The organism is Klebsiella sp. GW_Kp182 (assembly GCF_040062275.1).
In the GTDB taxonomy this organism is placed as follows: Bacteria; Pseudomonadota; Gammaproteobacteria; order Enterobacterales; family Enterobacteriaceae; genus Klebsiella; species Klebsiella michiganensis.
Genome location: NZ_JBEAFQ010000050.1, coordinates 1 through 23,490, shown reverse-complemented (window position 1 = coordinate 23,490; position 23,490 = coordinate 1). Strand labels below are relative to the sequence as shown.

The window sequence follows — 23,490 nt, the reverse complement described above, 5'->3', positions numbered from 1 at the left end:
AACATCTGGACGTCTAAATCCTTTATCTTTCGAATTTATGGCAGCGTTGGCTGCACTTCCTCACCCCAGTCACTTACTTCAGTAAGCTCCTGGGGATGAGCAAGTTTGCCGCCTTCCCTAAATCCGAAATCTTTCGGATTGCAATTATGAGGCTCAAAAAATGACAATTATTAACCACACCCTCGGTTTCCCTCGCATTGGCCTGCGCCGCGAGCTGAAGAAAGCGCAAGAAAGCTACTGGGCGGGCAATACCAGCCGCGAAGAACTGCTGGCCGTTGGCCGCGAACTGCGCGCTCGCCACTGGGAACAGCAGAAGCAGGCGGGCATTGACCTGCTACCGGTGGGCGATTTCGCCTGGTACGACCATGTTCTGACCACCAGCCTGTGGCTTGGCAACGTGCCGGCTCGTCATCAGAACAAAGACGGCTCCGTTGATATCGATACCCTTTTTCGCATAGGCCGCGGCCGCGCGCCGACCGGCGAACCGGCCGCGGCGGCGGAAATGACCAAATGGTTTAACACTAACTACCACTACATAGTGCCGGAATTTGTGAAGGGCCAGCAGTTCAAACTGAGCTGGACCCAGCTGTTGGATGAGGTGGACGAAGCGCTGGCGCTGGGCCACAAAGTGAAGCCCGTTCTACTTGGGCCAGTCACCTATCTGTGGCTTGGTAAGGTGAAAGGCGAGTCGTTCGATCGTCTGAACCTGCTGCACGATATTCTGCCGGTTTACCAGCAGGTGCTGGCGGAGCTGGTAAAACGCGGCGTTGAGTGGGTGCAGATTGATGAACCGGCGCTGGTGCTCGAGCTGCCGCAGGCGTGGCTGGATGCCTTCAAACCGGCTTACGCGGCCCTTAGCGGTCAGCTTAAGCTGCTGCTGACTACCTACTTTGAAGGCATTACCGATAACCTCGACACCATTACCGCACTGCCGGTACAGGGCCTGCATGTGGATCTGGTCCACGGCCAGGACGATGTCGCCGAACTGCATAAGCGCCTGCCTGCCGACTGGCTGCTCTCCGCGGGGCTGATCAACGGCCGCAACGTCTGGCGCGCCGATCTGAGCGAGAAATACGCGCAGGTTAAAGATATCGTCGGCAAACGTGAACTGTGGGTAGCCTCTTCCTGCTCCCTGCTGCACAGCCCGATCGATCTGAACGTGGAAACGCGGCTCGATGCCGAAGTGAAGAGCTGGTTTGCCTTCGCCCTGCAAAAATGCCGGGAGCTGGCGCTGCTGCGCGATGCGCTGAACAGCGGCGACACCGCGGAGATTGCTGACTGGAGCGCGCCGATCCAGGCACGTCGCCAGTCAACCCGCGTGCACAACGCTGCGGTAGAGAAGCGTCTGGCGGCCATTACCGCTCAGGACAGCCAGCGCCAAAGCGTCTACGAAGTTCGCGCCGAAGCGCAGCGCGCCCGCTTTAAGCTGCCGGCCTGGCCAACCACCACCATCGGCTCCTTCCCCCAGACCACCGAGATCCGCGGCCTGCGTCTGGACTTCAAAAAGGGAAATCTCGACGCTAACCGTTACCGCACCGGCATCGCCGAACACATTAAGCAGGCGATCGTTGAGCAGGAGCGACTGGGGCTGGACGTGCTGGTACACGGTGAAGCCGAGCGTAACGATATGGTGGAATACTTCGGCGAACACCTGGACGGCTTTATTTTCACGCAGAACGGCTGGGTACAGAGCTACGGCTCCCGCTGCGTCAAACCGCCGGTGGTCATCGGCGATATCAGCCGCCCGGAGGCGATCACCGTCGAGTGGGCAAAATACGCTCAGTCCCTGACCGACAAACCGGTAAAAGGCATGCTGACCGGCCCGGTGACCATTCTTTGCTGGTCCTTCCCGCGTGAGGACGTCAGCCGTGAAACGATTGCGAAACAGATAGCCCTCGCGCTGCGCGATGAAGTGGCGGATCTGGAAGCCGCCGGTATCGGTATCATCCAGATCGACGAACCGGCCCTGCGGGAAGGCCTGCCGCTGAAGCGTAGCGATTGGGATGCGTATCTGGCATGGGGGGTGGAAGCTTTCCGCATCAATGCCGCGGTGGCGAAAGACGACACGCAGATCCACACCCATATGTGCTATTGCGAGTTCAACGACATCATGGATTCCATCGCCGCGCTGGATGCGGACGTGATTACCATCGAAACCTCGCGCTCTGATATGGAGCTGCTGGAGTCGTTCGAAGCGTTCGACTACCCGAATGAAATCGGGCCGGGCGTGTACGACATTCACTCCCCGAACGTGCCGAGCGTGGAGTGGATTGAAGCGCTGCTGGAAAAAGCCGCGCAGCGTATCCCGGCAGAGCGCCTGTGGGTGAACCCGGACTGCGGCCTGAAAACCCGCGGCTGGACGGAAACGCGCGCCGCGCTGGCCAACATGGTCAAGGCCGCGCAAAACCTGCGCCAGGCGTAATATAAATCACACTTGTGGGAGGCCCCGGCCTCCTTTTTTGGTTTCTTCTCTTCGCTGGCAAAACCGAATGTGAAGAACTGTTCGGCGTGAAGCGGCAGCGTCTGGATAACGTCCACCCGCTCCCGGCTGTTGCTCAGGACGGATGTCTTTGACTACAGTTAAGCGTTCCCTGAACCGAAGCTGTGATAACTCTCCTGAGGTGAAAGATGATTGAACACCACGATCAAAAAGGGTATTTGCGTTTTGCCATTAATCTGGGTAATCCGGTGCTTACGACACTGCTGCCGGATGGGTCTCCGGGGGGGATTACCGTCGAGCTGGCAAAGAAACTGGCTGCAGAGAGCCAGCGCGAAGCGCGGTTTGTGACCTGGCCGACGGCCGGGCAGGTAGTGGACGCGGCGCTGCAGGATCAATGGGATATCGCCTTTCTGGCTATCGACCCGGCGCGGGAAGATAAGCTTCGCTTTACGCCATCCTACGTCACTATCGAAAGCTCGCTGATGGTGAAAAAAGAGAGCCAGATTCAATCGGTTCAGGAGATGGACCGCGCAGGCGTGGTAATTAACGTGGGCAAAGGCGCGGCCTACGAGCTGTATCTGATTCGCACGCTGCAGCATGCGACGATGCGCCAGTACGCCACCTCACAGGAGGCTATTCAGGCGTTTATCAACGGCGAAGGCGATTGGGTGGCCGGTATTCGCCAGCCTCTGGAGAAAGCCGCGCAGGAGAATCCGCAGTTTCGCGTTCTGCCCGACAGCTTTAGCCAGATACACCAGGCGATATGCGTACCGCGCAATGCGACGCAGCACTATGAATTTATTTGCCGCCGCCTCTCTTCCTGGATAGCGGACGGTACTATTGCCGGGATGGTGAGCCGCCATATCGGCAATAGCTGATCGTTAACCGCGCTTACCGCCATACTGCGCAAACCAGGCCAGCATCCGCTGCCAGCCGTCTTTTGCCGACTCTTCATGATAGCTGGCGCGATAGTCGGCATTAAAAGCGTGGTCGGCGTGCGGGTAAACCACGATTTCCGCCGTGGCGTTGGCCGCCCGCAGCGCCTGACGCATCGTTTCCACCGTGTCCTGCGGGATGCTGTCATCTTTCGCGCCATAAAGCCCTAACACCGGCGCGTTAAGATCGACGGCAATATCGACCGGATGCTTCGGCGAATTCAGCGTTTTCTCGCCGACCAGCTTGCCGTACCAGGCGACGGCGGCTTTTAACTGCGGATTATGCGCAGCGTACAGCCAGGTAATACGCCCGCCCCAGCAGAAGCCGGTAATCAGCAAGCGATGGGCATCGCCGCCGTGGCGGTAGGCCCAACTGGCCACGTGATCGAGGTCGGCCAGAACCTGAGAATCCGGCACCTTTTTGACCAGTCCCTGGAACAGAGAAGGGATGTCGCTGTAATCATTAGGATCGCCCTGGCGGAAGTAGAGCTCCGGTGCGATAGCCAGATACCCCTCCTTTGCCAGACGGCGGCAGATATCGCGGATATGTTCATGCACGCCGAAAATTTCCTGGACCACGATAACGACCGGCAGCGGACCGTCGACGCCGCGCGGGCGAGCATGGAACGCCGGCATGTTATCTCCCTGTGAAGGGATGGATGTCTCCCCGGAGACGATGTTCTCATCTGATGTGTGAACGGCAGTTGAGGCGTGCGGCGTGGCTGCAGGTGCAAAGCCGGTTTGCTTAATTGTCGTCATGGTATTCTCCGTACCCTCAATTTATTAGCGCATCAATAACTATAGCTGCTCTGGACAGGACGTTAACCAAACACAGTGCCCGAAACAGGCTATCTTTTGTTCAGGCTTCTGCGATTTAGCTTGTTAATGTGATGTATATCACTCTTTTATGGAAAGTTATTGCAATGAATTTCATTCATGGTGATTGTGGTCACAAAATTGAGCCGACAGCTTCTGTAAAGTACCGTTTTGCTTCTGCTGATAATTCGACCCACAGAGGAGTTTTTTATGTCCAAGTCTGATGTTTTTCATCTCGGCCTCACCAAAAACGATTTACAAGGGGCTACGCTGGCTATCGTCCCTGGCGATCCGGAGCGTGTGGAAAAGATCGCCGCGCTGATGGATAAGCCGGTTAAGCTGGCATCTCACCGTGAATTCACCACCTGGCGCGCTGAGCTGGATGGTAAAGCAGTGATTGTCTGCTCTACCGGTATCGGCGGCCCATCGACCTCTATCGCCGTGGAAGAGCTGGCCCAGCTGGGCATCCGTACCTTCCTGCGCATCGGTACCACCGGCGCCATTCAGCCGCATATTAATGTCGGCGACGTTCTGGTGACGACCGCGTCCGTCCGTCTGGACGGCGCAAGCCTGCACTTTGCGCCAATGGAGTTCCCGGCGGTGGCTGACTTTGAATGTACTACCGCGCTGGTTGAAGCGGCGAAGTCTATCGGCGCGACCACCCATATCGGTGTCACCGCCTCTTCCGACACCTTCTATCCGGGCCAGGAACGTTACGATACCTTCTCCGGCCGCGTTGTTAGCCGTTTTAAAGGCTCGATGGAAGAGTGGCAGGCGATGGGCGTGATGAACTATGAAATGGAATCCGCCACGCTGCTGACGATGTGCGCCAGCCAGGGCCTGCGCGCCGGGATGGTTGCCGGAGTTATCGTCAACCGTACCCAGCAGGAAATTCCGAACGCGGAAACCATGAAGCAAACCGAAAGCCACGCGGTGAAAATTGTCGTGGAAGCGGCGCGCCGCCTGCTGTAGTTACCCTTTCTTCTGCCAGGGGTCGGACTCTCCGGCCCTTCTTTTTTGCGTAGCGCCTCGCAGGAAAACCCTTTCAAACTGGACGTTTGTACAGCACAATTCTATTTTGTGCCGTAAGTCGTTGCCGCAGGGGGCGTTGTGGATATCTCAATTATTATTAGTGCCGTTGTGGCGCTGGCCGTCGGGCTGATTGTCGGCTGGCTGGCGACCAAAGCGCACGCCGATCAAATTCGCGCCGATCTTATCGATGAGCGGCGCGAGCTGGATATTGAGCTGAGCGCGGCCCGCCAACGTCTGGTGCAGGAGTCACACTGGCGAGAAGAGTGTGAACTGCTCAATAACGAACTGCGCAGCCTGCGCGATATCAACGCCTCGCTGGAAGCCGATCTTCGCGAAGTGACCACCCGACTTGAATCCACTCAGCTGCATGCGGAAGACAAAATTCGCCAGATGGTTAACAGCGAGCAGCGTCTTAGCGAACAGTTTGAGAATCTGGCGAACCGTATTTTTGAGCACAGCAACCGGCGGGTGGATGAGCAGAATCGCCAGAGCCTGCACGGCCTGCTGACCCCGCTTCGCGAACAACTGGATGGCTTTCGTCGGCAGGTGCAGGATAGCTTTGGTCAGGAAGCGCGGGAGCGCCATACTCTGGCCCATGAAATCCGCAATCTTCAGCAGCTGAATGCGCAAATGGCCCAGGAGGCGCTAAACCTGACGCGCGCGCTCAAAGGCGATAACAAAACCCAGGGCAACTGGGGCGAGGTGGTGTTGACCCGCGTGCTGGAAGCGTCCGGACTGCGGGAAGGATATGAATATCAGACCCAGGTCAGCATCGAAACGGACAACCGCGCGCGGATGCAGCCCGATGTGATTGTCCGTTTACCGCAGGGGAAAGACGTGGTGATCGATGCCAAGATGACCCTGGTGGCCTATGAGCGCTATTTCAACGCCGAAGATGATTACACCCGTGAAGCGGCGCTGCAGGAGCATATCGCTTCGGTACGCAACCATATGCGCCTGCTGGGGCGTAAAGACTACCAGCAGCTGCCGGGGCTGCGTTCGCTCGACTACGTTCTGATGTTTATCCCGGTGGAGCCCGCCTTCCTGCTGGCTATCGATCGTCAGCCAGAACTCATTAGCGAAGCGCTGAAGAACAACATCATGCTGGTGAGCCCAACCACGCTGCTGGTGGCGCTGCGGACTATCGCCAATCTCTGGCGCTATGAGCATCAGAGCCGTAACGCGCAGAAAATTGCCGAAAGAGCGGGGCGGCTGTATGACAAGATGCGCCTGTTTGTCGATGATATGTCCGCCATCGGACAGGGCCTGGATAAAGCTCAGGATAACTACCGCCAGGCGATGAAAAAGCTCGCCTCCGGACGAGGTAACCTGCTGGTACAGGCGGAATCATTCCGTGAGCTGGGCGTGGAGGTTAAGCGTGAGATTAATCCTGAGTTAGTTGAACAGGCGACGGCCCAGGATGAAGAATACCGCCTTGCGCAGGGGGGTAACCCGCCGGAAGATAACGATATTTCATCCGATCCTACGGCTACTGCCATGTTTGGGGGCGGCTCCCGGCCACGTTGAAGCGTATGGGAAGTGCGCTAAACCTGTTACACTCAACGAACATTTTCTTGATAAGCAAGCAGGCATTGAGATGGTTGAGGATTCACAAGAAACGACGCATTTTGGCTTTCAGACTGTCGCCAAAGAGCAGAAAGCTGACATGGTGGCGCATGTATTTCATTCTGTGGCCGCAAAATATGACGTAATGAACGACCTGATGTCGTTCGGTATTCATCGTTTGTGGAAGCGTTTCACCATCGACTGCAGCGGCGTCCGCCGCGGGCAAACCGTATTGGATCTGGCTGGTGGTACCGGCGATCTGACGGCGAAATTCTCTCGCCTGGTGGGTGAAACCGGCCGCGTGATGCTGGCGGACATCAACGACTCTATGCTGAAAATGGGCCGCGAAAAGCTGCGTAACATTGGTATTGTCGGCAACGTGGAATACGTCCAGGCAAACGCTGAAGCGCTGCCTTTTGCAGACAACACCTTTGATTGCATTACGATTTCTTTCGGTCTGCGTAACGTGACCGACAAAGAAAAAGCGCTGCGCTCAATGTATCGCGTATTAAAGCCGGGCGGCCGCCTGCTGGTGCTGGAATTCTCAAAACCGATTATTGAGCCGCTCAGTAAAGCCTACGACGCCTATTCCTTCCATATCCTGCCGCGCGTGGGTGAGCTGGTTGCTAAAGATGCCGAAAGCTACCGTTATCTTGCTGAATCTATTCGAATGCATCCCGATCAGGACACGCTGAAAGGCATGATGCAGGACGCAGGGTTTGAAAGCGTCGACTACTACAACCTGACGGCAGGTATCGTTGCGCTACACCGCGGATATAAGTTCTGACAGGAGGGACGCTATGCCTTTCAAACCACTGGTTACCGCCGGTCTTGAGACGGTCCTTAACACCTTCCTCTGGCGCGATCGGGCGCTGAAACCCGCGCGCCAGCGCCTGCTGGGGAAAGTGCTGCGCATCGAGCTGCAAGAGCTTTCCGATCCTGTGGTGCTGGTTTTTAGCGAACGTCAGCTGGACGTGCTGGGCGCGTGGGAAGGTGAGGCTGATTGCACCGTACGTACCCGCCTTAGCGTGCTTCCGCAATTGCGCAATCGCCAGCAGCTTACCGCGCTGATTCGTAGCGGCGATCTTGAAGTGCAGGGCGACCTGCAGGTGGTGCAAAATACCGTCACGCTGTGCGATCTGGCAGAGTTCGATCCGGCTGAACTGCTTGCCCCGTATACCGGTGATGTGGTTGCGGAAGGCTTTAGTAAAGTATTCCGCGGCGGCGCTCGCTTTCTTCTGCATGGCGCTCAACGCCAACAGCGCTATGTCGCGGAAGCGATTACCGAAGAGTGGCGCCTGGCGCCGGGGCCGCTGGAGCTGGCCTGGTTTGCAGAGGAAACCGCTGCGGTAGAACGAACCCTGGCCGCGCTGGAAAAACGGCTGGACACGCTGGAGGGCAAATGACGCCAGGAGAATTACGGCGCCTGTATTTTATCGTCCACACCTTTTTGAGCTACGGGCTTGATGAGCTCATTCCCAAAATGCGTATCACGCTGCCGCTGCGAATCTGGCGGCGGATGCTGTTCTGGATGCCCAACCGCCATAAAGATCGTCCTCTTGGCGAGCGACTGCGCCTCGCATTACAAGAACTGGGGCCGGTGTGGATCAAGTTTGGTCAGATGCTCTCGACCCGTCGCGACCTGTTTCCGCCGCACATTGCCGATCAGCTGGCCATGCTGCAGGATCGCGTCGCGCCCTTTGACGGTCTGCAGGCCAAAAAGCAGATTGAGCAAGCCATGGGCGGCCTGCCGGTAGAAGCCTGGTTTGATGACTTCTCTGTTGAACCTCTCGCTTCCGCTTCTATTGCCCAGGTGCATACCGCGCGTCTGAAAGAGAACGGCAAAGAGGTGGTCATTAAGGTGATCCGCCCGGATATCGTGCCGGTTATCAAAGCGGATATGAAGCTCATCTACCGTCTTGCCCGCTGGGTGCCGCGTCTGTTACCGGACGGCCGTCGTCTTCGCCCGCAGGAAGTGGTTCGCGAATATGAAAAAACGCTGCTGGATGAGCTCAACCTGCTGCGTGAATCGGCTAACGCTATCCAGCTTCGCCGTAACTTCGACGAGAGCCCAATGCTTTATGTCCCGGAAGTTTATTCGGACTACTGTAGCGAAGGCATGATGGTGATGGAGCGGATTTACGGGATCCCGGTGTCCGATGTCGCCGCGCTGGAAGCGCAGGGGACTAACATGAAGCTGCTGGCCGAGCGTGGCGTGCAGGTCTTCTTTACGCAGGTTTTCCGCGACAGCTTCTTCCATGCCGACATGCATCCGGGCAATATTTTTGTCAGCCGTCATCATCCGGAAGATCCGCAGTACATTGGTATTGACTGCGGTATTGTCGGTTCGCTGAACAAAGAAGATAAGCGCTATCTGGCGGAGAACTTCATTGCCTTCTTCAACCGCGATTATCGCAAAGTTGCGGAGCTGCACGTTGATTCCGGCTGGGTTCCCGCGGATACCAACGTCGAAGAGTTCGAGTTTGCTATTCGTACCGTCTGCGAGCCTATCTTTGAAAAACCGCTGGCGGAAATCTCGTTTGGCCACGTGTTGTTGAACCTGTTTAATACGGCGCGACGTTTCAATATGGAAGTGCAGCCGCAGCTGGTTCTGCTGCAGAAGACATTACTTTACGTAGAAGGTGTAGGTCGCCAGCTCTATCCTCAGTTAGACTTGTGGAAAACGGCGAAACCGTTCCTTGAATCGTGGATCAAAGATCAGGTGGGCATTCCGGCTCTGGTGCGGGCGTTTAAAGAAAAAGCGCCGTTCTGGATCGAAAGAATGCCGGAAATACCTGAGCTGGTTTACCAGAGCCTGCAGCAAAGCAAGCAGCTGCAGAATAGCGTCGATACCATCGTGCGCGACATCCAGGTGCGGCACGTGCGCCAGGGTCAGTCCCGCTATTTGTTCGGTATAGGCGCGGTTTTATTACTGAGTGGTACGCTGCTATTCATTCATCGTCCCGAGTGGGGCATGATGCCAGGCTGGCTGATGGCCGCTGGGGTCGTAACCTGGCTTATCGGCTGGCGAAAGACGAACTGACGGCGGCCGCCTTTATCACTGCGCATAATGTGTATAATGCGTCCTAATAATTCATCATCTGTCATAGGGGAATGTGTATGGGTGGTATCAGTATTTGGCAGTTACTCATTGTTGTCGTCATCGTGGTTCTGCTTTTTGGGACAAAAAAGCTGAGCTCGCTCGGTTCAGATTTAGGGGCGTCGATCAAAGGCTTTAAAAAGGCCATGAGCGACGAAGAGAAACCGGAAAAATCCTCCGCGCCGGATGCAGATTTCGCGGCGAAGACCCTTGCTGATAAGCCGGATGATGCAAAGAAAGACGAGACTAAACGCCACGACAAAGAGCAGGTGTAATTCGTGTTCGATATCGGTTTTAGTGAGCTGCTGCTGGTATTCGTGATTGGCCTCATCGTTCTGGGGCCACAGCGACTACCGGTAGCGGTAAAGACGGTGGTGAGCTGGATCCGCACGCTGCGGTCGCTTGCGGCTACCGTACAAAATGAAATTACCCAGGAATTAAAACTGCAGGAGTTTCAGGAAAGCCTTAAAAAGGTGGAAAAGGCCAGCCTGGACAACCTGACGCCCGAGCTAAAAGCTTCAATGGATGAACTGCGTGAAGCGGCTGAATCTATGAAGCGATCCTACTCCGCCCACGATCCTGAAAAAGCCAGCGACGAAGCCAATACCATTCACAACCCGGTCGTAAAAGGGAGTGAAGAGCAGCGCAAGGACGTGACGCCAGCGACGGCTGAACATCAGGCCAGTGCGCCAGAGCATGCGCCTGACTCCGTGTCTGAAGAACTCCCCGCTTCGCAGAGTGAAATCCCGGCAGCGAAAGTGAAAGCTGCCGTGTCGGCTTCCGATTCCTCCTCCCCTGTACCGAGTGATAAACAGTAAAAATGGGCGTAGACGATACTCAACCGCTAATTACGCATCTGATTGAGCTGCGCAAGCGCTTGATCAACAGCATTCTTGCGATTCTGGTGATTTTCCTGGCGTTAGTCTATTTCGCCAACGATATCTATCAGCTGGTTTCCGCGCCGCTGATTCGGCAGATGCCGGTCGGTGCGACCATGATTGCCACGGATGTGGCCTCGCCTTTCTTCACGCCGATCAAGCTGACCTTTATGGTATCGATAATTTTGTCGGTCCCGGTCATTTTGTATCAGGTCTGGGCCTTTGTGGCGCCAGCGCTGTATAAGCATGAACGTCGGCTGGTTATGCCGCTGCTGGTCTCCAGTACGCTGCTGTTCTATATCGGCATGGCCTTTGCCTACTTCGTCGTTTTCCCGCTGGCGTTTGGTTTTCTGACCCACGCGGCGCCGGAAGGCGTACAGGTCTCTACCGATATTCGCAGCTACCTCGACTTTGTGATGGCGCTGTTTATCGCCTTTGGCGTCTCATTCGAGGTTCCGGTGGCCATAGTCCTGCTGTGCTGGATGGGCGTCACCACGCCGGACGACCTGCGTAAGAAACGCCCCTACGTACTGGTTGGCGCATTCGTTGTCGGGATGCTGCTGACCCCGCCGGACGTGTTCTCGCAAACCCTGCTGGCGATTCCGATGTACTGTCTGTTTGAGGTCGGGGTCTTCTTCGCGCGGTTCTACACCGGTAAACGCCTGACGCGTGATGAGGATGCCGCTGCCGAAGAGGCGCAGGGCAAAGAAGAATAACGTTCAACCGCCCGCCAGGGCGGTTGCCGTATGGGAGCGATGATGTTTGATATCGGCGTAAATCTGACCAGTTCGCAGTTTTCCCGCGATCGCGACGAGGTGGTTTCCCGGGCCCGGGCGGCGGGCGTCAGCGGGATGCTATTGACGGGAACCAACCTGCATGAAAGCGCGCAGGCGCAGCAGCTGGCGCGCCGTTATTCCGGGTGCTGGTCAACGGCCGGCGTTCATCCCCACGACAGTCGCAGCTGGACGGACTCGGCGGCGGCAGCGGTCTATGCGCTGGCTCGCGAGCCGGAAGTCGTTGCGGTGGGTGAGTGCGGGCTGGATTTCAACCGCAATTTTTCGACGCCTCAGGAGCAAGAAGCGGCGTTTAGCGCTCAGCTGGCGCTGGCCGCGGAGCTGTCGATGCCGGTATTTCTGCACTGCCGCGATGCGCACGAGCGCTTCCTGGCCCTGCTGGTGCCCTGGCTTGATAAGCTCCCGGGGGCCGTTGTGCATTGTTTTACCGGTAGCCGCGAAGAGATGCGCGAATGCGTGGAGCACGGTTTATTTATTGGTATCACCGGCTGGGTATGCGATGAGCGTCGGGGGCTGGAGCTGCGAGAGCTGCTGGTCGATATTCCGGCAGAGCGCCTGCTGATTGAGACCGATGCGCCGTACCTGTTGCCGCGAGATATGCTGCCAAAACCCGCTTCTCGCCGCAATGAGCCCGCCTACCTGCCGCATATTCTGACCCGCATCGCGCAATGGCGTGGGGAGGAGGCGCAATGGCTGGAAGACGTGACTGATGCTAACGTCAGAAGACTTTTTGGCGTGGGTTTTTAAGCGCCGTCAGATTTTATAAAAGTCAGTATTTTTAACGCTCTGGAGCACCTGCTTGTTAAGCAGATTCAGCAGCAGCATCGAGCGGGCTTCGCCGTCCGGTTCGGTAAAAATAGCCTGCAGACCCTCAAAAGCGCCATCGGTAATCAGCACGCTGTCGCCTTCGTGCGGCGTTTCAGGATCGGTGATACCTTCCGGTTTGTAGATGGAAAGCTGATGAATGACGGCAGATGGCACGATAGCGGGCAGCGCGCCGAAACGCACAAAACTGTTCACACCGCGCGTGGCGCTGATGGTAGTGGTATGAATCACTTCCGGGTCGAACTCGATAAACAGATAATTTGGGAACAGGGGCTCGCTGACCGTCGTGCGTTTACCGCGGACGATTTTTTCCAGCTCGATCGTTGGCATCAGGCAATTGACGGCCTGCCGTTCAAGGTGTTCCTGGGCTCGTTCAAGCTGCCCACGTTTGCAATAAAGTAAGTACCAGGCTTGCATAATGACTCTTTCCAATGCTACTAGCTGCAAGCATAACAAAAGCCCGGTACGATCGCGAAATCATTGCGGGTGAAAACTAAATTTCAGCGTTCTTTCACGCTAATTTAACAAAAATACAGCATAGCTCCGGCGAACGCCGTATAATCACCCGCCTGTATAGAGGTCAATAACAACTCCATGAAATACCACGATCTACGCGAATTTCTGACATTACTGGAGCAGCAGGGGGAATTGAAACGGATCTCCCTGCCGGTCGATCCTCACCTGGAAATCACCGAAATTGCCGACCGCACTTTGCGAGCTGGCGGTCCGGCGCTGCTATTCGAAAATCCCAAGGGCTACGCCATGCCGGTGCTGTGTAATCTTTTCGGCACGCCGCGGCGAGTCGCGCTGGGGATGGGGCAGGAGGATGTCAGTTCTCTGCGGGAAGTGGGTAAGCTTCTGGCATTCCTGAAAGAGCCGGAACCCCCAAAAGGCTTCCGCGATCTGTTTGATAAGCTGCCGCAGTTCAAACAGGTGCTGAATATGCCGACTAAGCGTCTGCGCGGAGCGCCGTGCCAGCAAAAAATCATTCAGGGTGATGAAGTTGATTTGACTCGTATCCCGATCATGACCTGCTGGCCGGAAGATGCCGCGCCGCTGATCACCTGGGGTCTGACGGTGACCCGCGGCCCGCATAAAGAGCGGCAGAATCTGGGCATTTATCGCCAGCAGCTGATTGGCAAGAACAAGCTGATTATGCGCTGGCTATCGCATCGCGGCGGCGCGCTGGACTTCCAGGAGTGGTGCGCGGCGCGTCCTGGCGAGCGTTTCCCGGTCTCCGTCGCGCTGGGCGCCGATCCGGCAACCATTCTCGGGGCGGTGACTCCGGTTCCGGATACTCTTTCCGAATATGCTTTTGCCGGGCTACTGCGCGGCACCAAAACCGAAGTCGTGAAGTGCATCTCTAACGATCTTGAGGTGCCCGCCAGCGCGGAGATCGTGCTGGAAGGGTATATTGAAGCCGGAGAAATGGCGCCGGAAGGCCCCTATGGCGACCATACTGGCTACTACAATGAAGTGGATAACTTCCCGGTCTTTACCGTTACCCACATTACTCAGCGTGAAGATGCCATCTATCACTCGACCTATACCGGGCGCCCGCCGGATGAGCCGGCGGTACTGGGCGTTGCGCTGAACGAAGTGTTCGTCCCCATTCTGCAAAAGCAGTTTCCTGAAATCGTGGATTTCTATTTGCCGCCTGAAGGCTGTTCCTATCGCCTGGCGGTCGTCACGATGAAGAAGCAGTACGCCGGTCACGCGAAACGCGTCATGATGGGCGTCTGGTCGTTCCTCCGCCAGTTCATGTATACCAAGTTCGTTATTGTCTGCGATGACGATGTCAACGCGCGCGACTGGAATGATGTGATTTGGGCGATTACTACCCGTATGGACCCGGCGCGTGATACGGTACTGGTAGAAAATACGCCAATTGATTATCTGGATTTTGCCTCACCGGTTTCCGGTTTGGGTTCAAAAATGGGGCTGGATGCCACAAATAAATGGCCTGGAGAGACCCAGCGCGAGTGGGGTCGTCCGATCAAGAAAGATCCTGAGGTGACGGCGCGCGTCGACGCCATCTGGGATGAACTGGCTATCTTCAAATAACAGTAAGCGGGGCTACGCCGCTGTTTTGCACAATAGACCCGACAGAGGGGACGCATGACAACCTTAAGCTGTAAAGTGACCTCAGTGGAGGCGATTACCGATACTGTGTATCGCGTTCGATTAGTGCCGGAAGCGGCGTTTTCCTTCCGTGCCGGTCAGTATCTGATGGTCGTGATGGACGAACGCGATAAGCGCCCATTCTCGATGGCCTCCACGCCGTCGGAACAGGAGTTTATCGAGCTGCATATCGGTGCATCTGAACTTAATCTGTATGCGATGGCAGTGATGGATCGGATCCTGAAAGAGCGTCAAATCGAGGTCGATATGCCGCATGGCGAAGCCTGGCTGCGCGATGACGAAGAACGCCCGCTGATTTTAATCGCCGGGGGAACGGGCTTCTCTTACGTGCGTTCGATTCTGCTCACCGCGCTGGCGCGCAATCCGAATCGCGATATCGCCATCTACTGGGGCGGGCGCGAAGCGAAACATCTCTATGACCTGGCCGAGCTCGAAGCGTTAAGCCTGCAGCATCCGGGCCTGCGCGTCGAACCCGTTGTTGAGCAGCCTGACGCCGAGTGGCGTGGCCGTACCGGAACCGTACTCACGGCGGTTCTGCAGGATTACGGTACGCTGGGCGAGCATGATATCTATATCGCTGGCCGCTTCGAGATGGCGAAAATTGCCCGCGACCTGTTCTGCAACGAGCGCGGCGCGCGCGAAGATCGCCTGTTTGGCGATGCCTTTGCGTTTATCTGATAGCCGCTCTGCCGGCATCCGGGCTTTTGGCCCGGATGCTGTTGTTACCGGGCATCGCTGAAGTAAACGTACAGCGGTCGCTCGTTTTCCAGCAAACAGAGCATTTTCCCTACCGGGTTCCCTTCTTTTTCCAGCGTGGCGGCTAGCTGCGTCGCGATATGCTGGCTGCCTATCTTCTCATCATAGCGTTCGGTAGTGATATCGGTGACGGTCAGATCCTTGAACCGCTCGCTTTGCGGATCCTGCGCCATTTTACCGATCCCCCATGAGAGGCAGGCCTGAGCGTTATCCTGTTCGCTGGCGAGCGCTGCGGCAGGGAACGTCGTTAGCAAAAAAATGATGGGGATTATTTTCATGACTCTTCATTATCCTTAATGAGCGTGACGTATCCGGTGATAATAACCGAATAGCGGAAATAAAAAACCCGCCCCTGACAGGCGGGAAGAACGGCAACTAAGCCCTCTCTCTTCGCCATTGTCACCATAACTGCGTTGGCTGCATTCATTCACCCGAATCACTTACTATATGTAAGCTCATCGGGATTCATTCACTTGCCGCCTTGTTCTGGCACCAATGGCTTTGAGATGACTCTTTGATTAAACCCGCTCGAATACCGTCGCGATACCCTGACCTAAACCAATACACATCGTCGCCAGGCCGAACTGCGCGTCTTTGCGCTCCATCTGGTTGATCAATGTGGTACTAATGCGCGCGCCGGAACAGCCGAGCGGATGACCCAGGGCGATCGCGCCGCCGTTGAGGTTGATCTTCTCGTCGATCTGTTCCATCAGCCCCAGATCTTTAATGCACGGCAGGATCTGCGCGGCAAAAGCTTCGTTCATTTCGAACACATCGATATCGCTGGTGGAGAGCCCGGCTTTTTTCAGCGCCAGTTTTGACGCGGGAACCGGACCATAGCCCATTATTGACGGGTCGCAGCCGACGACAGCCATCGAACGCACGCGAGCGCGGGGCTTCAGGCCCAGTTCGCGGGCGCGGCTTTCGCTCATTAACAGCATGGCTGCGGCGCCATCGGAGAGGGCGGATGAGGTTCCCGCCGTCACGGTTCCGGTTACCGGATCGAAAGCGGGTCTAAGCGCGGCCAGCGCTTCAACCGTTGTCTCCGGGCGAATCACTTCGTCGTAGCTGTAAGACTTCAGCACGCCGTCGGCGTCGTGACCGCCGGTCGGGACAATTTCCGCTTTGAATGCGCCGGATTGCGTCGCGGCCCAGGCGCGGGCGTGGGAGCGAGCCGCAAACTGGTCCTGCATCTCGCGGCTGATGCCGTGCAGGCGCGCCAGCATTTCTGCCGTCAGCCCCATCATTCCGGCGGCTTTGGCGACGTTACGGCTCAGGCCCGGATGGAAATCTACGCCGTGGCTCATCGGGACGTGGCCCATATGCTCTACGCCGCCAATCAGGCATACGCTGGCGTCGCCGGTCATGATCATGCGTGCCGCGTCGTGAAGCGCCTGCATGGAAGAACCGCACAGCCGATTGACCGTGGTGGCGGGTACCGAATGCGGGATTTCCGCCAGCAGCGCCGCGTTGCGGGCAATATTGAAGCCCTGTTCCAGAGTCTGCTGAACGCAGCCCCAGTAAATATCGTCAATCGTGCTGGCTTCAAGGGATGGGTTGCGTGAAAGCAGGCTACGCATCAGGTGCGCGGAGAGATCTTCTGCGCGCACGTGGCGAAAGGCGCCGCCCTTTGAACGGCCCATCGGGGTACGAACTGCATCGACAATGACAACCTGTTCCATTGTGACTCCTTAAGCCTTTTTCAGGTCGCCTGGCGCACGGGCAGGCTCAACCGGTGGATAGTACGGTTCGTTATGACGCGCTTTGCTGCGCAATCCTTCCGGCACGTCGTATAGCGGGCCGAGATGCTGATACTGCTGGGCCATATCGAGATATTTTGCGCTACCGAGCGTATCCAGCCAGCGGAACGCGCCGCCGTGGAACGGAGGGAAGCCCAGGCCATAAACCAGCGCCATATCGGCTTCTGCCGGGGTGGCGATAATGCCCTCTTCGAGACAGCGCACCACTTCGTTGACCATGGGGATCATCATGCGGGCGATAATCTCTTCATCGCTGAAATCACGCTTCGGCTGGCTGACTTCCGCCAGCAGGCTATCGACTGCGGTATCCTCTTCCTTCTTCGGCTTACCTTTACTGTCTTCTTTGTAGCGCCAGAAGCCGAGGCCATTTTTCTGGCCGAAACGGTTAGCGTCGAACAGCGCATCGATCGCATCGCGATAATCTTTCTGCATCCGCTGCGGGAAGCCCGCCGCCATGACCGCCTGCGCGTGATGCGCGGTATCAATGCCAACGACGTCCAGCAGATAGGCCGGGCCCATCGGCCAGCCAAACTGCTTCTCCATCACTTTATCGACTTTGCGGAAGTCCGCGCCGTCGCGCAGCAGCTGGCTGAAACCGGCGAAGTAGGGGAACAGCACGCGGTTAACAAAGAAACCGGGGCAGTCGTTGACCACAATCGGCGTTTTGCCCATTTTGCTGGCCCAGGCGACCACTTTCGCAATGGTTTCGTCCGAGCTTTTCTCGCCGCGAACGATCTCGACCAGCGGCATCCGGTGCACCGGGTTAAAGAAGTGCATACCGCAGAAGTTTTCCGGGCGCTTCAGTACGCTGGCCAACTCGCTGATGGGAATGGTGGAGGTATTCGAAGCCAGCACGGTATCCGGGCGGACTTTGTCTTCCGTTTCCGCCAGCACCGCTTTTTTCACTTTCGGATTCTCAACAACGGCTTCGACCACGACGTCCACGCGTTCAAAGCCGGCGTAATCCAGGGTTGGCTGAATAGTAGAAATGACGCCAGCCATCTTAAGACCGTCGATTTTGCCGCGCTCAAGCTGTTTATTCAGCAGCTTGGCCGCTTCGGTCATGCCCAGCGTCAGCGATTTGTCGTTGATATCTTTCATGACGACCGGCACGCCTTTCCAGGCTGACTGGTATGCAATGCCGCCGCCCATAATTCCCGCGCCCAGCACGGCCGCGTGTTTTGGCGTGTCGATATCTTTCGTCAGCTTCTTCGCTTTTGCTTTGACGTACTGATCGTTAAGGAAGATACCTACCAGCGCACGCGCCTCGTTGGTATGCGCCAGCGGGACGAAACTTTTATTTTCCAGATCCAGCGCTTCTTCGCGGCCAAAGCGGGCGGCGGCTTCGATGGTTTTAACGGCGGTAATCGGGGCCGGGTAGTGCTTCCCGGCGGTTTGCGCCACCATGCCTTTGGCGATGGTAAAACTCATCGCGGCTTCAATTTTACTCAGATGCAGCGGCTCCAGCTTCGGCTGGCGCTTCGCCTTCCAGTCCAGGTCGCCTTTAATAGCCTGACGCAGAATCGCGACCGCGCCATCGATCAGTTTTTCATGCTTAACCACGCCATCGACGAGGCCGATTTTTAAGGCCTGTTCGGCGCCAACGTCTTTACCGGCGGCAATGATTTCCAGCGCGCTGTCCGCGCCAAGCATCCGCGGCATCCGCACCGAGCCGCCAAAGCCCGGCATGATGCCCAGCTTCGTTTCCGGCAGACCAATGCGCAGATCCGGCGTCGCCAGGCGATAATCGGTCGCCAGCACGCATTCGCAGCCGCCGCCCAACGCATAGCCGTTGACGGCGGAGATGGTCGGAACCGGCAAATCTTCCAGGCGATTAAATACGCTATTAGCGAAATGCAGCCACTGGCTGAGCTGTTCTTCGGGAACCAGGAACAGAGAAAGAAATTCGGTGATATCCGCGCCGACAATAAAAGCGGCTTTCTCGGAGCGTAGCAGCAGCCCTTGCAGATCTTTTTGTTTTTCGAGTACGTCCAGCGCTTCACCGAGGCTGGCTACGGTTGCGGTATCGAGCTTGTTGACCGAGCCGGGGGCATCAAATACCAGTTCGGCAATGCCGTCTTCCCGCCAGTCGAGGTACAGGGTGTCGCCTTTGTAGAGCATGTCAGTCTCCTGAATCCAGCAATATGATCTGGTCGTACCAGATGAGACGGAGTGTGGATTTTATGTTAAGAAATTGCAAATAAGACTTTAAATAAATGCTGGTCGGATCACACCCGGTAGAGATCACCCCGTTTGAGGTCATTGTGCTAAGATGCGAAGCATCACGATCTCATAAAATCAAAGGATAAATGATGGAATCCCTTGCCGGTCTCTATAAAAATCATATCGTTACCTTACAAGAACGCACCCGCGATGTTTTGGCCCGCTTTAAGCTGGATGCCCTGCTGATCCACTCCGGTGAACTGGTCAACGTCTTCCTTGACGATCATCCGTATCCGTTCAAGGTCAATCCCCAGTTCAAAGCCTGGGTGCCGGTTACGCAGGTCCCTAACTGCTGGCTGCTGGTGGACGGCGTCAATAAACCCAAACTGTGGTTCTATCTGCCGGTCGACTACTGGCATAACGTGGAACCGCTGCCGACCTCATTCTGGACCGAAGAGGTGGATGTGATTGCCCTGCCGAAAGCGGATGGTATCGGCAGCCAGCTGCCCGCCGCGCGCGGCAATATTGCCTATATCGGGCCGGTGCCGGAACGTGCGTTGGGGTTAGATATCGCGGCGGATAAAATCAACCCGAAAGGGGCGATCGATTATCTGCACTACTATCGCTCTTATAAAACTGACTATGAGCTGGCCTGCATGCGCGAAGCGCAGAAGTCAGCGGTTAACGGTCATCAGGCCGCTCATGAAGCGTTCCTCTCCGGGATGAGCGAGTTTGATATCAACCAGGCCTATCTGACCGCGACCGGCCATCGCGACACCGATGTACCGTACAGCAACATTGTGGCGCTGAACGAACATGCCTCCGTGCTGCATTACACGAAGCTGGATCATCGCGCGCCGGCGGAATTGCGCAGCTTCCTGCTGGATGCGGGCGCGGAATATAACGGCTATGCGGCGGATCTGACGCGTACCTGGGCGGCGCATGGCGATAGTGACTATGCTCAACTGATTAAAGACGTTAATGAGGAACAGCTGGCGCTGATTAGCACCATGAAGGCGGGCGTGAGCTACGTGGATTATCATGTCCAGTTCCATCAGCGTATTGCCAAACTGCTGCGCAAACATCAGATAGTCAAAGATATGAGCGAAGAAGCAATGGTGGAAAACGACCTGACCGGACCGTTTATGCCGCACGGCATTGGTCATCCTTTAGGTCTGCAGGTTCATGATGTCGCGGGTTTTATGCAGGATGATTCGGGTACCCATCTGGCCGCGCCGGCAAAATATCCTTACCTGCGCTGCACGCGCGTACTGCAGCCGCGGATGGTATTGACGATTGAACCGGGAATCTACTTTATTGAATCGCTGCTGGCGCCGTGGCGCGAAGGGCAGTTCAGCAAACACTTCAACTGGCAGAAAATTGAAGCGCTGAAACCGTTTGGCGGTATTCGTATTGAAGACAACGTCGTGATCCACGAAAACAGTATTGAAAACATGACGCGCGATCTGAAACTGGCGTAATGGAAAGCTGGTTGATACCGGCCGCGCCGGCCACCTTTGTGGAAGAGATCAAAAAGAGCCGCTTTATCACGCTGTTGGCGCACACCGACGGCGTAGCGGCGGCAAAGGCGTTTGTCGAGTCAGTCAGGGCGGATCACCCGGATGCCCGTCACCACTGCGTGGCGTGGGTCGCCGGGCCTCCGAATGACTCGCAGCAGCTGGGGTTTTCCGACGATGGCGAACCGGCGGGGACGGCGGGTAAACCGATGCTGGCGCAGCTGATGGGTAGCGGCGTCGGCGAGATAACCGCTGTCGTCGTGCGCTACTACGGTGGTATTCTGCTGGGCACCGGCGGCCTGGTCAAAGCGTACGGCGGCGGTGTGCACCAGGCGCTTGCGCTGCTGACAACACAGCGCAAGACGCCGCTGACCGCGTATACTTTGCAGTGTGAATACGGGCAGTTGGCCGGGATTGAAACGCTGTTGGCTCAGTTCTCAGGGAAAATTGTCGAAAGCGAATATCAAGCGTCTGTTCAGCTGCGCGTGGCGCTTCCTCAGGCTGAAGTGGCGCTATTTTCAGCAAAACTGGCTGATTTTAGTCGCGGTTCGTTGCAATTACTGAAGATTGACGAATAATCCCCACCTGATTTTTTTGCATATCAAAGGAAGCGCCAGAGATGCATTTTCGCGCGATAACCCGAATCGTTGGACTGCTGGTCATTTTGTTTTCGGGGACAATGATCCTCCCGGGATTAATAGCCCTGATATATCGCGATGGTGCGGGGCGGGCGTTTACCCAGACCTTTTTCGTTGCCCTGGCGATCGGTTCGCTGCTGTGGTGGCCCAACCGTCGTGAGAAGGGGGAACTGAAATCCCGCGAAGGGTTTCTCATCGTCGTGCTGTTCTGGACGGTGCTCGGAAGCGTCGGTTCGCTGCCCTTTATCTTCTCTGAACAGCCCAACCTGAGCATTACGGATGCCTTCTTTGAATCCTTCTCGGGTCTGACAACGACCGGGGCAACCACGCTGGTTGGGTTAGATTCGTTACCCCACGCCATTCTTTTCTATCGTCAGATGCTGCAATGGTTTGGCGGGATGGGGATCATCGTGCTGGCGGTAGCGATACTGCCGATACTGGGCGTCGGGGGGATGCAGCTGTATCGGGCGGAAATGCCCGGGCCGCTGAAAGATAACAAGATGCGGCCGCGCATTGCTGAGACGGCGAAAACGCTGTGGCTTATCTATGTCTTACTGACGGTGGCCTGTGCGCTGGCGCTGTGGTTTGCCGGCATGCCGGCGTTCGACGCCATCGGGCACAGTTTCTCGACGATTGCGATTGGCGGATTCTCCACCCATGACGCCAGCGTGGGCTACTTTAATAGCCCAACGATTAACTCCATTATTGCGATTTTCTTGCTGATATCGGGCTGTAACTACGGCCTGCACTTTTCATTACTCAGCGGGCGTAGCCTGAAAGTGTACTGGCGCGATCCCGAATTCCGCATGTTCATCGGCGTGCAGCTCACGCTGGTGGTGGTATGTACCCTGGTGCTGTGGCTGCATGACGTCTACAGTTCGGCGCTCATGACGGTGAATCAGGCGTTCTTTCAGGTTGTATCGATGGCGACAACGGCGGGCTTCACGACCGACAGCATTGCGCGCTGGCCGCTATTTTTACCGGTCCTCCTCCTCTGTTCGGCTTTTATCGGCGGCTGTGCCGGGTCGACTGGCGGTGGTTTGAAGGTTATCCGTATTCTTCTGCTTTTCAAGCAGGGTAACCGTGAGCTTAAACGGCTGGTACATCCTAACGCGGTATACAGTATTAAACTGGGGAACCGCGCGCTGCCGGAACGTATCCTGGAAGCCGTCTGGGGATTCTTCTCCGCCTATGCGCTGGTGTTTATCATTAGTATGCTGGCGATTATCGCCACCGGCGTGGATGATTTCTCGGCCTTTGCTTCGGTCGTTGCGACGCTGAATAACCTTGGCCCTGGGCTGGGCGTTGTGGCGGATAACTTTGCGACGATGAACCCTGTCGCAAAATGGATCTTGATTGCTAATATGCTGTTTGGTCGTCTGGAAGTGTTCACCTTGCTGGTGCTATTTACTCCGACTTTCTGGCGCGAATAACAGGAGTGCCTGTGAAAACTTTGATTCTCTTTTCTACCCGCGACGGACAGACGCGTGAAATCGCCTCCTATCTGGCATCTGAATTAAAAGAGCAGGGGATTGATGCGGACACGATCGATCTCAACCGCACCAATGAAGTGGAGTGGCCCTTATACGATCGTGTCGTCATCGGCGCATCAATCCGCTATGGTCATTTTCATCCCGCCTTAGAACGGTTTGTAAAAACGCATCTTCAGTCGCTGCAGGCGCTACCGGGCGCCTTTTTCTCGGTCAACCTCGTCGCGCGTAAGCCAGAAAAACGAACGCCGCAGACAAACAGCTACACCCGCAAGTTTCTGCTTAACTCGCCGTGGCAGCCGCAGCACTGCGCGGTGTTTGCCGGCGCGCTCCGCTATCCACGCTATCGTTGGTACGATCGGTTTATGATTCGCCTTATTATGAAGATGACCGGCGGCGAAACGGATGTCACTAAAGAAGTGGTGTATACCGACTGGCAGCAGGTGGGCAGATTTGCGCGGGAAATTGCGCAAATGACCAGCAAATAGCGCGTTAAATCACCCTGGTGATGGAAAGTTGAGCGAACGAAAAGTTTTTTGAAATTTCCCCTTGTCACTTCGGAATTACTCCCTATAATGCGCTCCCACTGACACGGAACAACGGCTTACAGCCCGCCGGGTCAGCGGGATTCAGCGATG

The 23,490-nt window shown here is 56.4% G+C and carries 22 protein-coding genes; 17 read left to right on the top strand and 5 right to left on the bottom strand.

Translation table 11 applies throughout. From position 1 onward, the window contains the following. The first annotated feature begins 160 nt into the window (after positions 1-160). Positions 161-2,422 carry a 5-methyltetrahydropteroyltriglutamate--homocysteine S-methyltransferase gene (gene metE, locus ABLU88_RS21490; RefSeq protein WP_348837902.1) on the top strand — a complete coding sequence of 754 codons (2,262 nt, stop codon included), beginning with the start codon at positions 161-163 and terminating at the stop codon, positions 2,420-2,422. Positions 2,423-2,628: 206 nt separating this feature from the next. Next, positions 2,629-3,318 (top strand): transporter substrate-binding domain-containing protein, encoded by a 690-nt coding sequence (locus ABLU88_RS21485; protein WP_025108394.1) that lies wholly within the window; start codon positions 2,629-2,631, stop codon positions 3,316-3,318. Positions 3,319-3,321: 3 nt separating this feature from the next. Here the strand turns inward: ABLU88_RS21485 and ABLU88_RS21480 are convergent, their stop codons facing one another. Next, positions 3,322-4,134: a dienelactone hydrolase family protein gene (locus tag ABLU88_RS21480; RefSeq protein ID WP_004097582.1), complete on the bottom strand. Its 813-nt coding sequence runs from the start codon at positions 4,132-4,134 to the stop codon at positions 3,322-3,324. 267 nt (positions 4,135-4,401) lie between these two features. Between ABLU88_RS21480 and udp the strand changes: the two genes are divergently transcribed. From udp to tatD, 9 genes are all read left to right on the top strand, one after another. Then, a complete protein-coding gene (gene udp, locus ABLU88_RS21475; protein ID WP_004097583.1) occupies positions 4,402-5,163 on the top strand; it encodes a uridine phosphorylase in 762 nt (253 codons plus the stop codon). 138 nt (positions 5,164-5,301) lie between these two features. Continuing rightward, on the top strand, positions 5,302-6,750 hold the full coding sequence (gene rmuC, locus ABLU88_RS21470) for a DNA recombination protein RmuC (RefSeq protein ID WP_046878124.1): 1,449 nt from the start codon (positions 5,302-5,304) through the stop codon (positions 6,748-6,750). A gap of 70 nt (positions 6,751-6,820) precedes the next feature. Further along, on the top strand, positions 6,821-7,576 hold the full coding sequence (gene ubiE, locus ABLU88_RS21465) for a bifunctional demethylmenaquinone methyltransferase/2-methoxy-6-polyprenyl-1,4-benzoquinol methylase UbiE (protein WP_004097585.1): 756 nt from the start codon (positions 6,821-6,823) through the stop codon (positions 7,574-7,576). A gap of 13 nt (positions 7,577-7,589) precedes the next feature. After that, the gene (locus ABLU88_RS21460; protein ID WP_014227479.1) at positions 7,590-8,195 is read left to right on the top strand and encodes an SCP2 domain-containing protein; all 606 of its coding nucleotides are present in this window, start codon (positions 7,590-7,592) and stop codon (positions 8,193-8,195) included. Then, positions 8,192-9,832, top strand: coding sequence for a ubiquinone biosynthesis regulatory protein kinase UbiB (gene ubiB / locus ABLU88_RS21455; RefSeq protein ID WP_025108392.1), 1,641 nt, complete (start codon positions 8,192-8,194; stop codon positions 9,830-9,832). The genes ABLU88_RS21460 and ubiB overlap by 4 nt, the downstream gene beginning before the upstream one ends. Before the next feature lie 77 nt (positions 9,833-9,909). After that, complete coding sequence (gene tatA, locus ABLU88_RS21450) at positions 9,910-10,164, top strand: Sec-independent protein translocase subunit TatA (RefSeq protein ID WP_025108391.1); 255 nt, start codon at positions 9,910-9,912, stop codon at positions 10,162-10,164. Positions 10,165-10,167: 3 nt separating this feature from the next. Beyond that, a complete protein-coding gene (tatB, locus tag ABLU88_RS21445; protein ID WP_014227481.1) occupies positions 10,168-10,707 on the top strand; it encodes a Sec-independent protein translocase protein TatB in 540 nt (179 codons plus the stop codon). Positions 10,708-10,709: 2 nt separating this feature from the next. Continuing rightward, positions 10,710-11,483, top strand: coding sequence for a Sec-independent protein translocase subunit TatC (tatC, locus tag ABLU88_RS21440; protein WP_004097593.1), 774 nt, complete (start codon positions 10,710-10,712; stop codon positions 11,481-11,483). Between the two features lie 30 nt (positions 11,484-11,513). Next, a complete protein-coding gene (gene tatD / locus ABLU88_RS21435) occupies positions 11,514-12,308 on the top strand; it encodes a 3'-5' ssDNA/RNA exonuclease TatD (RefSeq protein ID WP_162934418.1) in 795 nt (264 codons plus the stop codon). 6 nt (positions 12,309-12,314) lie between these two features. On the opposite strand, the gene rfaH is transcribed toward tatD, so the two are convergent. Then, on the bottom strand, positions 12,315-12,803 hold the full coding sequence (gene rfaH, locus ABLU88_RS21430; RefSeq protein ID WP_004097595.1) for a transcription/translation regulatory transformer protein RfaH: 489 nt from the start codon (positions 12,801-12,803) through the stop codon (positions 12,315-12,317). A gap of 177 nt (positions 12,804-12,980) precedes the next feature. On the opposite strand from rfaH, the gene ubiD reads away from it, so the two are divergent. Both ubiD and fre read left to right on the top strand, forming a co-directional pair. Beyond that, positions 12,981-14,450 (top strand): 4-hydroxy-3-polyprenylbenzoate decarboxylase, encoded by a 1,470-nt coding sequence (gene ubiD, locus ABLU88_RS21425; protein WP_014227483.1) that lies wholly within the window; start codon positions 12,981-12,983, stop codon positions 14,448-14,450. Positions 14,451-14,504: 54 nt separating this feature from the next. Then, positions 14,505-15,206, top strand: coding sequence for an NAD(P)H-flavin reductase (gene fre / locus ABLU88_RS21420; protein WP_014227484.1), 702 nt, complete (start codon positions 14,505-14,507; stop codon positions 15,204-15,206). Positions 15,207-15,250: 44 nt separating this feature from the next. On the opposite strand, the gene ABLU88_RS21415 is transcribed toward fre, so the two are convergent. From ABLU88_RS21415 to fadB, 3 genes are all read right to left on the bottom strand, one after another. After that, a complete protein-coding gene (locus tag ABLU88_RS21415; RefSeq protein ID WP_025108389.1) occupies positions 15,251-15,562 on the bottom strand; it encodes a hypothetical protein in 312 nt (103 codons plus the stop codon). 240 nt (positions 15,563-15,802) lie between these two features. After that, positions 15,803-16,966: an acetyl-CoA C-acyltransferase FadA gene (gene fadA / locus ABLU88_RS21410; RefSeq protein ID WP_004097616.1), complete on the bottom strand. Its 1,164-nt coding sequence runs from the start codon at positions 16,964-16,966 to the stop codon at positions 15,803-15,805. A gap of 9 nt (positions 16,967-16,975) precedes the next feature. After that, positions 16,976-19,165, bottom strand: a complete 2,190-nt coding sequence (gene fadB / locus ABLU88_RS21405; RefSeq protein WP_042944072.1) for a fatty acid oxidation complex subunit alpha FadB — start codon at positions 19,163-19,165, stop codon at positions 16,976-16,978. Between the two features lie 191 nt (positions 19,166-19,356). Between fadB and pepQ the strand changes: the two genes are divergently transcribed. From pepQ to hemG, 4 genes are read left to right on the top strand one after another with little or no spacing between them, the layout of a single operon-like run. Further along, positions 19,357-20,688, top strand: a complete 1,332-nt coding sequence (gene pepQ, locus ABLU88_RS21400) for a Xaa-Pro dipeptidase (RefSeq protein WP_009652560.1) — start codon at positions 19,357-19,359, stop codon at positions 20,686-20,688. Continuing rightward, positions 20,688-21,302 (top strand): IMPACT family protein, encoded by a 615-nt coding sequence (locus ABLU88_RS21395; protein WP_014227487.1) that lies wholly within the window; start codon positions 20,688-20,690, stop codon positions 21,300-21,302. Before pepQ ends, ABLU88_RS21395 begins: the two co-directional genes overlap by 1 nt. A gap of 41 nt (positions 21,303-21,343) precedes the next feature. Then, positions 21,344-22,795: a Trk system potassium transporter TrkH gene (trkH, locus tag ABLU88_RS21390; protein ID WP_004097624.1), complete on the top strand. Its 1,452-nt coding sequence runs from the start codon at positions 21,344-21,346 to the stop codon at positions 22,793-22,795. 11 nt (positions 22,796-22,806) lie between these two features. Next, a complete protein-coding gene (gene hemG, locus ABLU88_RS21385) occupies positions 22,807-23,340 on the top strand; it encodes a menaquinone-dependent protoporphyrinogen IX dehydrogenase (RefSeq protein ID WP_025108385.1) in 534 nt (177 codons plus the stop codon). The last annotated feature ends 150 nt before the right edge of the window (positions 23,341-23,490 follow it).

Excerpts from the sequence above, each read along its gene's own strand:
- fadB (WP_042944072.1), bottom strand. The coding sequence starts at position 19,165 with ATGCTCTACAAAGGCGACACCCTGTACCTCGACTGGCGGGAAGACGGC.
- ubiB (WP_025108392.1), top strand. The coding sequence starts at position 8,192 with ATGACGCCAGGAGAATTACGGCGCCTGTATTTTATCGTCCACACCTTT.
- fre (WP_014227484.1), top strand. The coding sequence starts at position 14,505 with ATGACAACCTTAAGCTGTAAAGTGACCTCAGTGGAGGCGATTACCGAT.
- tatD (WP_162934418.1), top strand. The coding sequence starts at position 11,514 with ATGGGAGCGATGATGTTTGATATCGGCGTAAATCTGACCAGTTCGCAG.
- ABLU88_RS21415 (WP_025108389.1), bottom strand. The coding sequence starts at position 15,562 with ATGAAAATAATCCCCATCATTTTTTTGCTAACGACGTTCCCTGCCGCA.
- udp (WP_004097583.1), top strand. The coding sequence starts at position 4,402 with ATGTCCAAGTCTGATGTTTTTCATCTCGGCCTCACCAAAAACGATTTA.
- tatC (WP_004097593.1), top strand. The coding sequence starts at position 10,710 with ATGGGCGTAGACGATACTCAACCGCTAATTACGCATCTGATTGAGCTG.
- tatA (WP_025108391.1), top strand. The coding sequence starts at position 9,910 with ATGGGTGGTATCAGTATTTGGCAGTTACTCATTGTTGTCGTCATCGTG.
- ABLU88_RS21480 (WP_004097582.1), bottom strand. The coding sequence starts at position 4,134 with ATGACGACAATTAAGCAAACCGGCTTTGCACCTGCAGCCACGCCGCAC.
- ABLU88_RS21460 (WP_014227479.1), top strand. The coding sequence starts at position 7,590 with ATGCCTTTCAAACCACTGGTTACCGCCGGTCTTGAGACGGTCCTTAAC.
- ubiD (WP_014227483.1), top strand. The coding sequence starts at position 12,981 with ATGAAATACCACGATCTACGCGAATTTCTGACATTACTGGAGCAGCAG.
- ABLU88_RS21395 (WP_014227487.1), top strand. The coding sequence starts at position 20,688 with ATGGAAAGCTGGTTGATACCGGCCGCGCCGGCCACCTTTGTGGAAGAG.
- rfaH (WP_004097595.1), bottom strand. The coding sequence starts at position 12,803 with ATGCAAGCCTGGTACTTACTTTATTGCAAACGTGGGCAGCTTGAACGA.
- ABLU88_RS21485 (WP_025108394.1), top strand. The coding sequence starts at position 2,629 with ATGATTGAACACCACGATCAAAAAGGGTATTTGCGTTTTGCCATTAAT.
- ubiE (WP_004097585.1), top strand. The coding sequence starts at position 6,821 with ATGGTTGAGGATTCACAAGAAACGACGCATTTTGGCTTTCAGACTGTC.
- metE (WP_348837902.1), top strand. The coding sequence starts at position 161 with ATGACAATTATTAACCACACCCTCGGTTTCCCTCGCATTGGCCTGCGC.
- trkH (WP_004097624.1), top strand. The coding sequence starts at position 21,344 with ATGCATTTTCGCGCGATAACCCGAATCGTTGGACTGCTGGTCATTTTG.
- pepQ (WP_009652560.1), top strand. The coding sequence starts at position 19,357 with ATGGAATCCCTTGCCGGTCTCTATAAAAATCATATCGTTACCTTACAA.
- fadA (WP_004097616.1), bottom strand. The coding sequence starts at position 16,966 with ATGGAACAGGTTGTCATTGTCGATGCAGTTCGTACCCCGATGGGCCGT.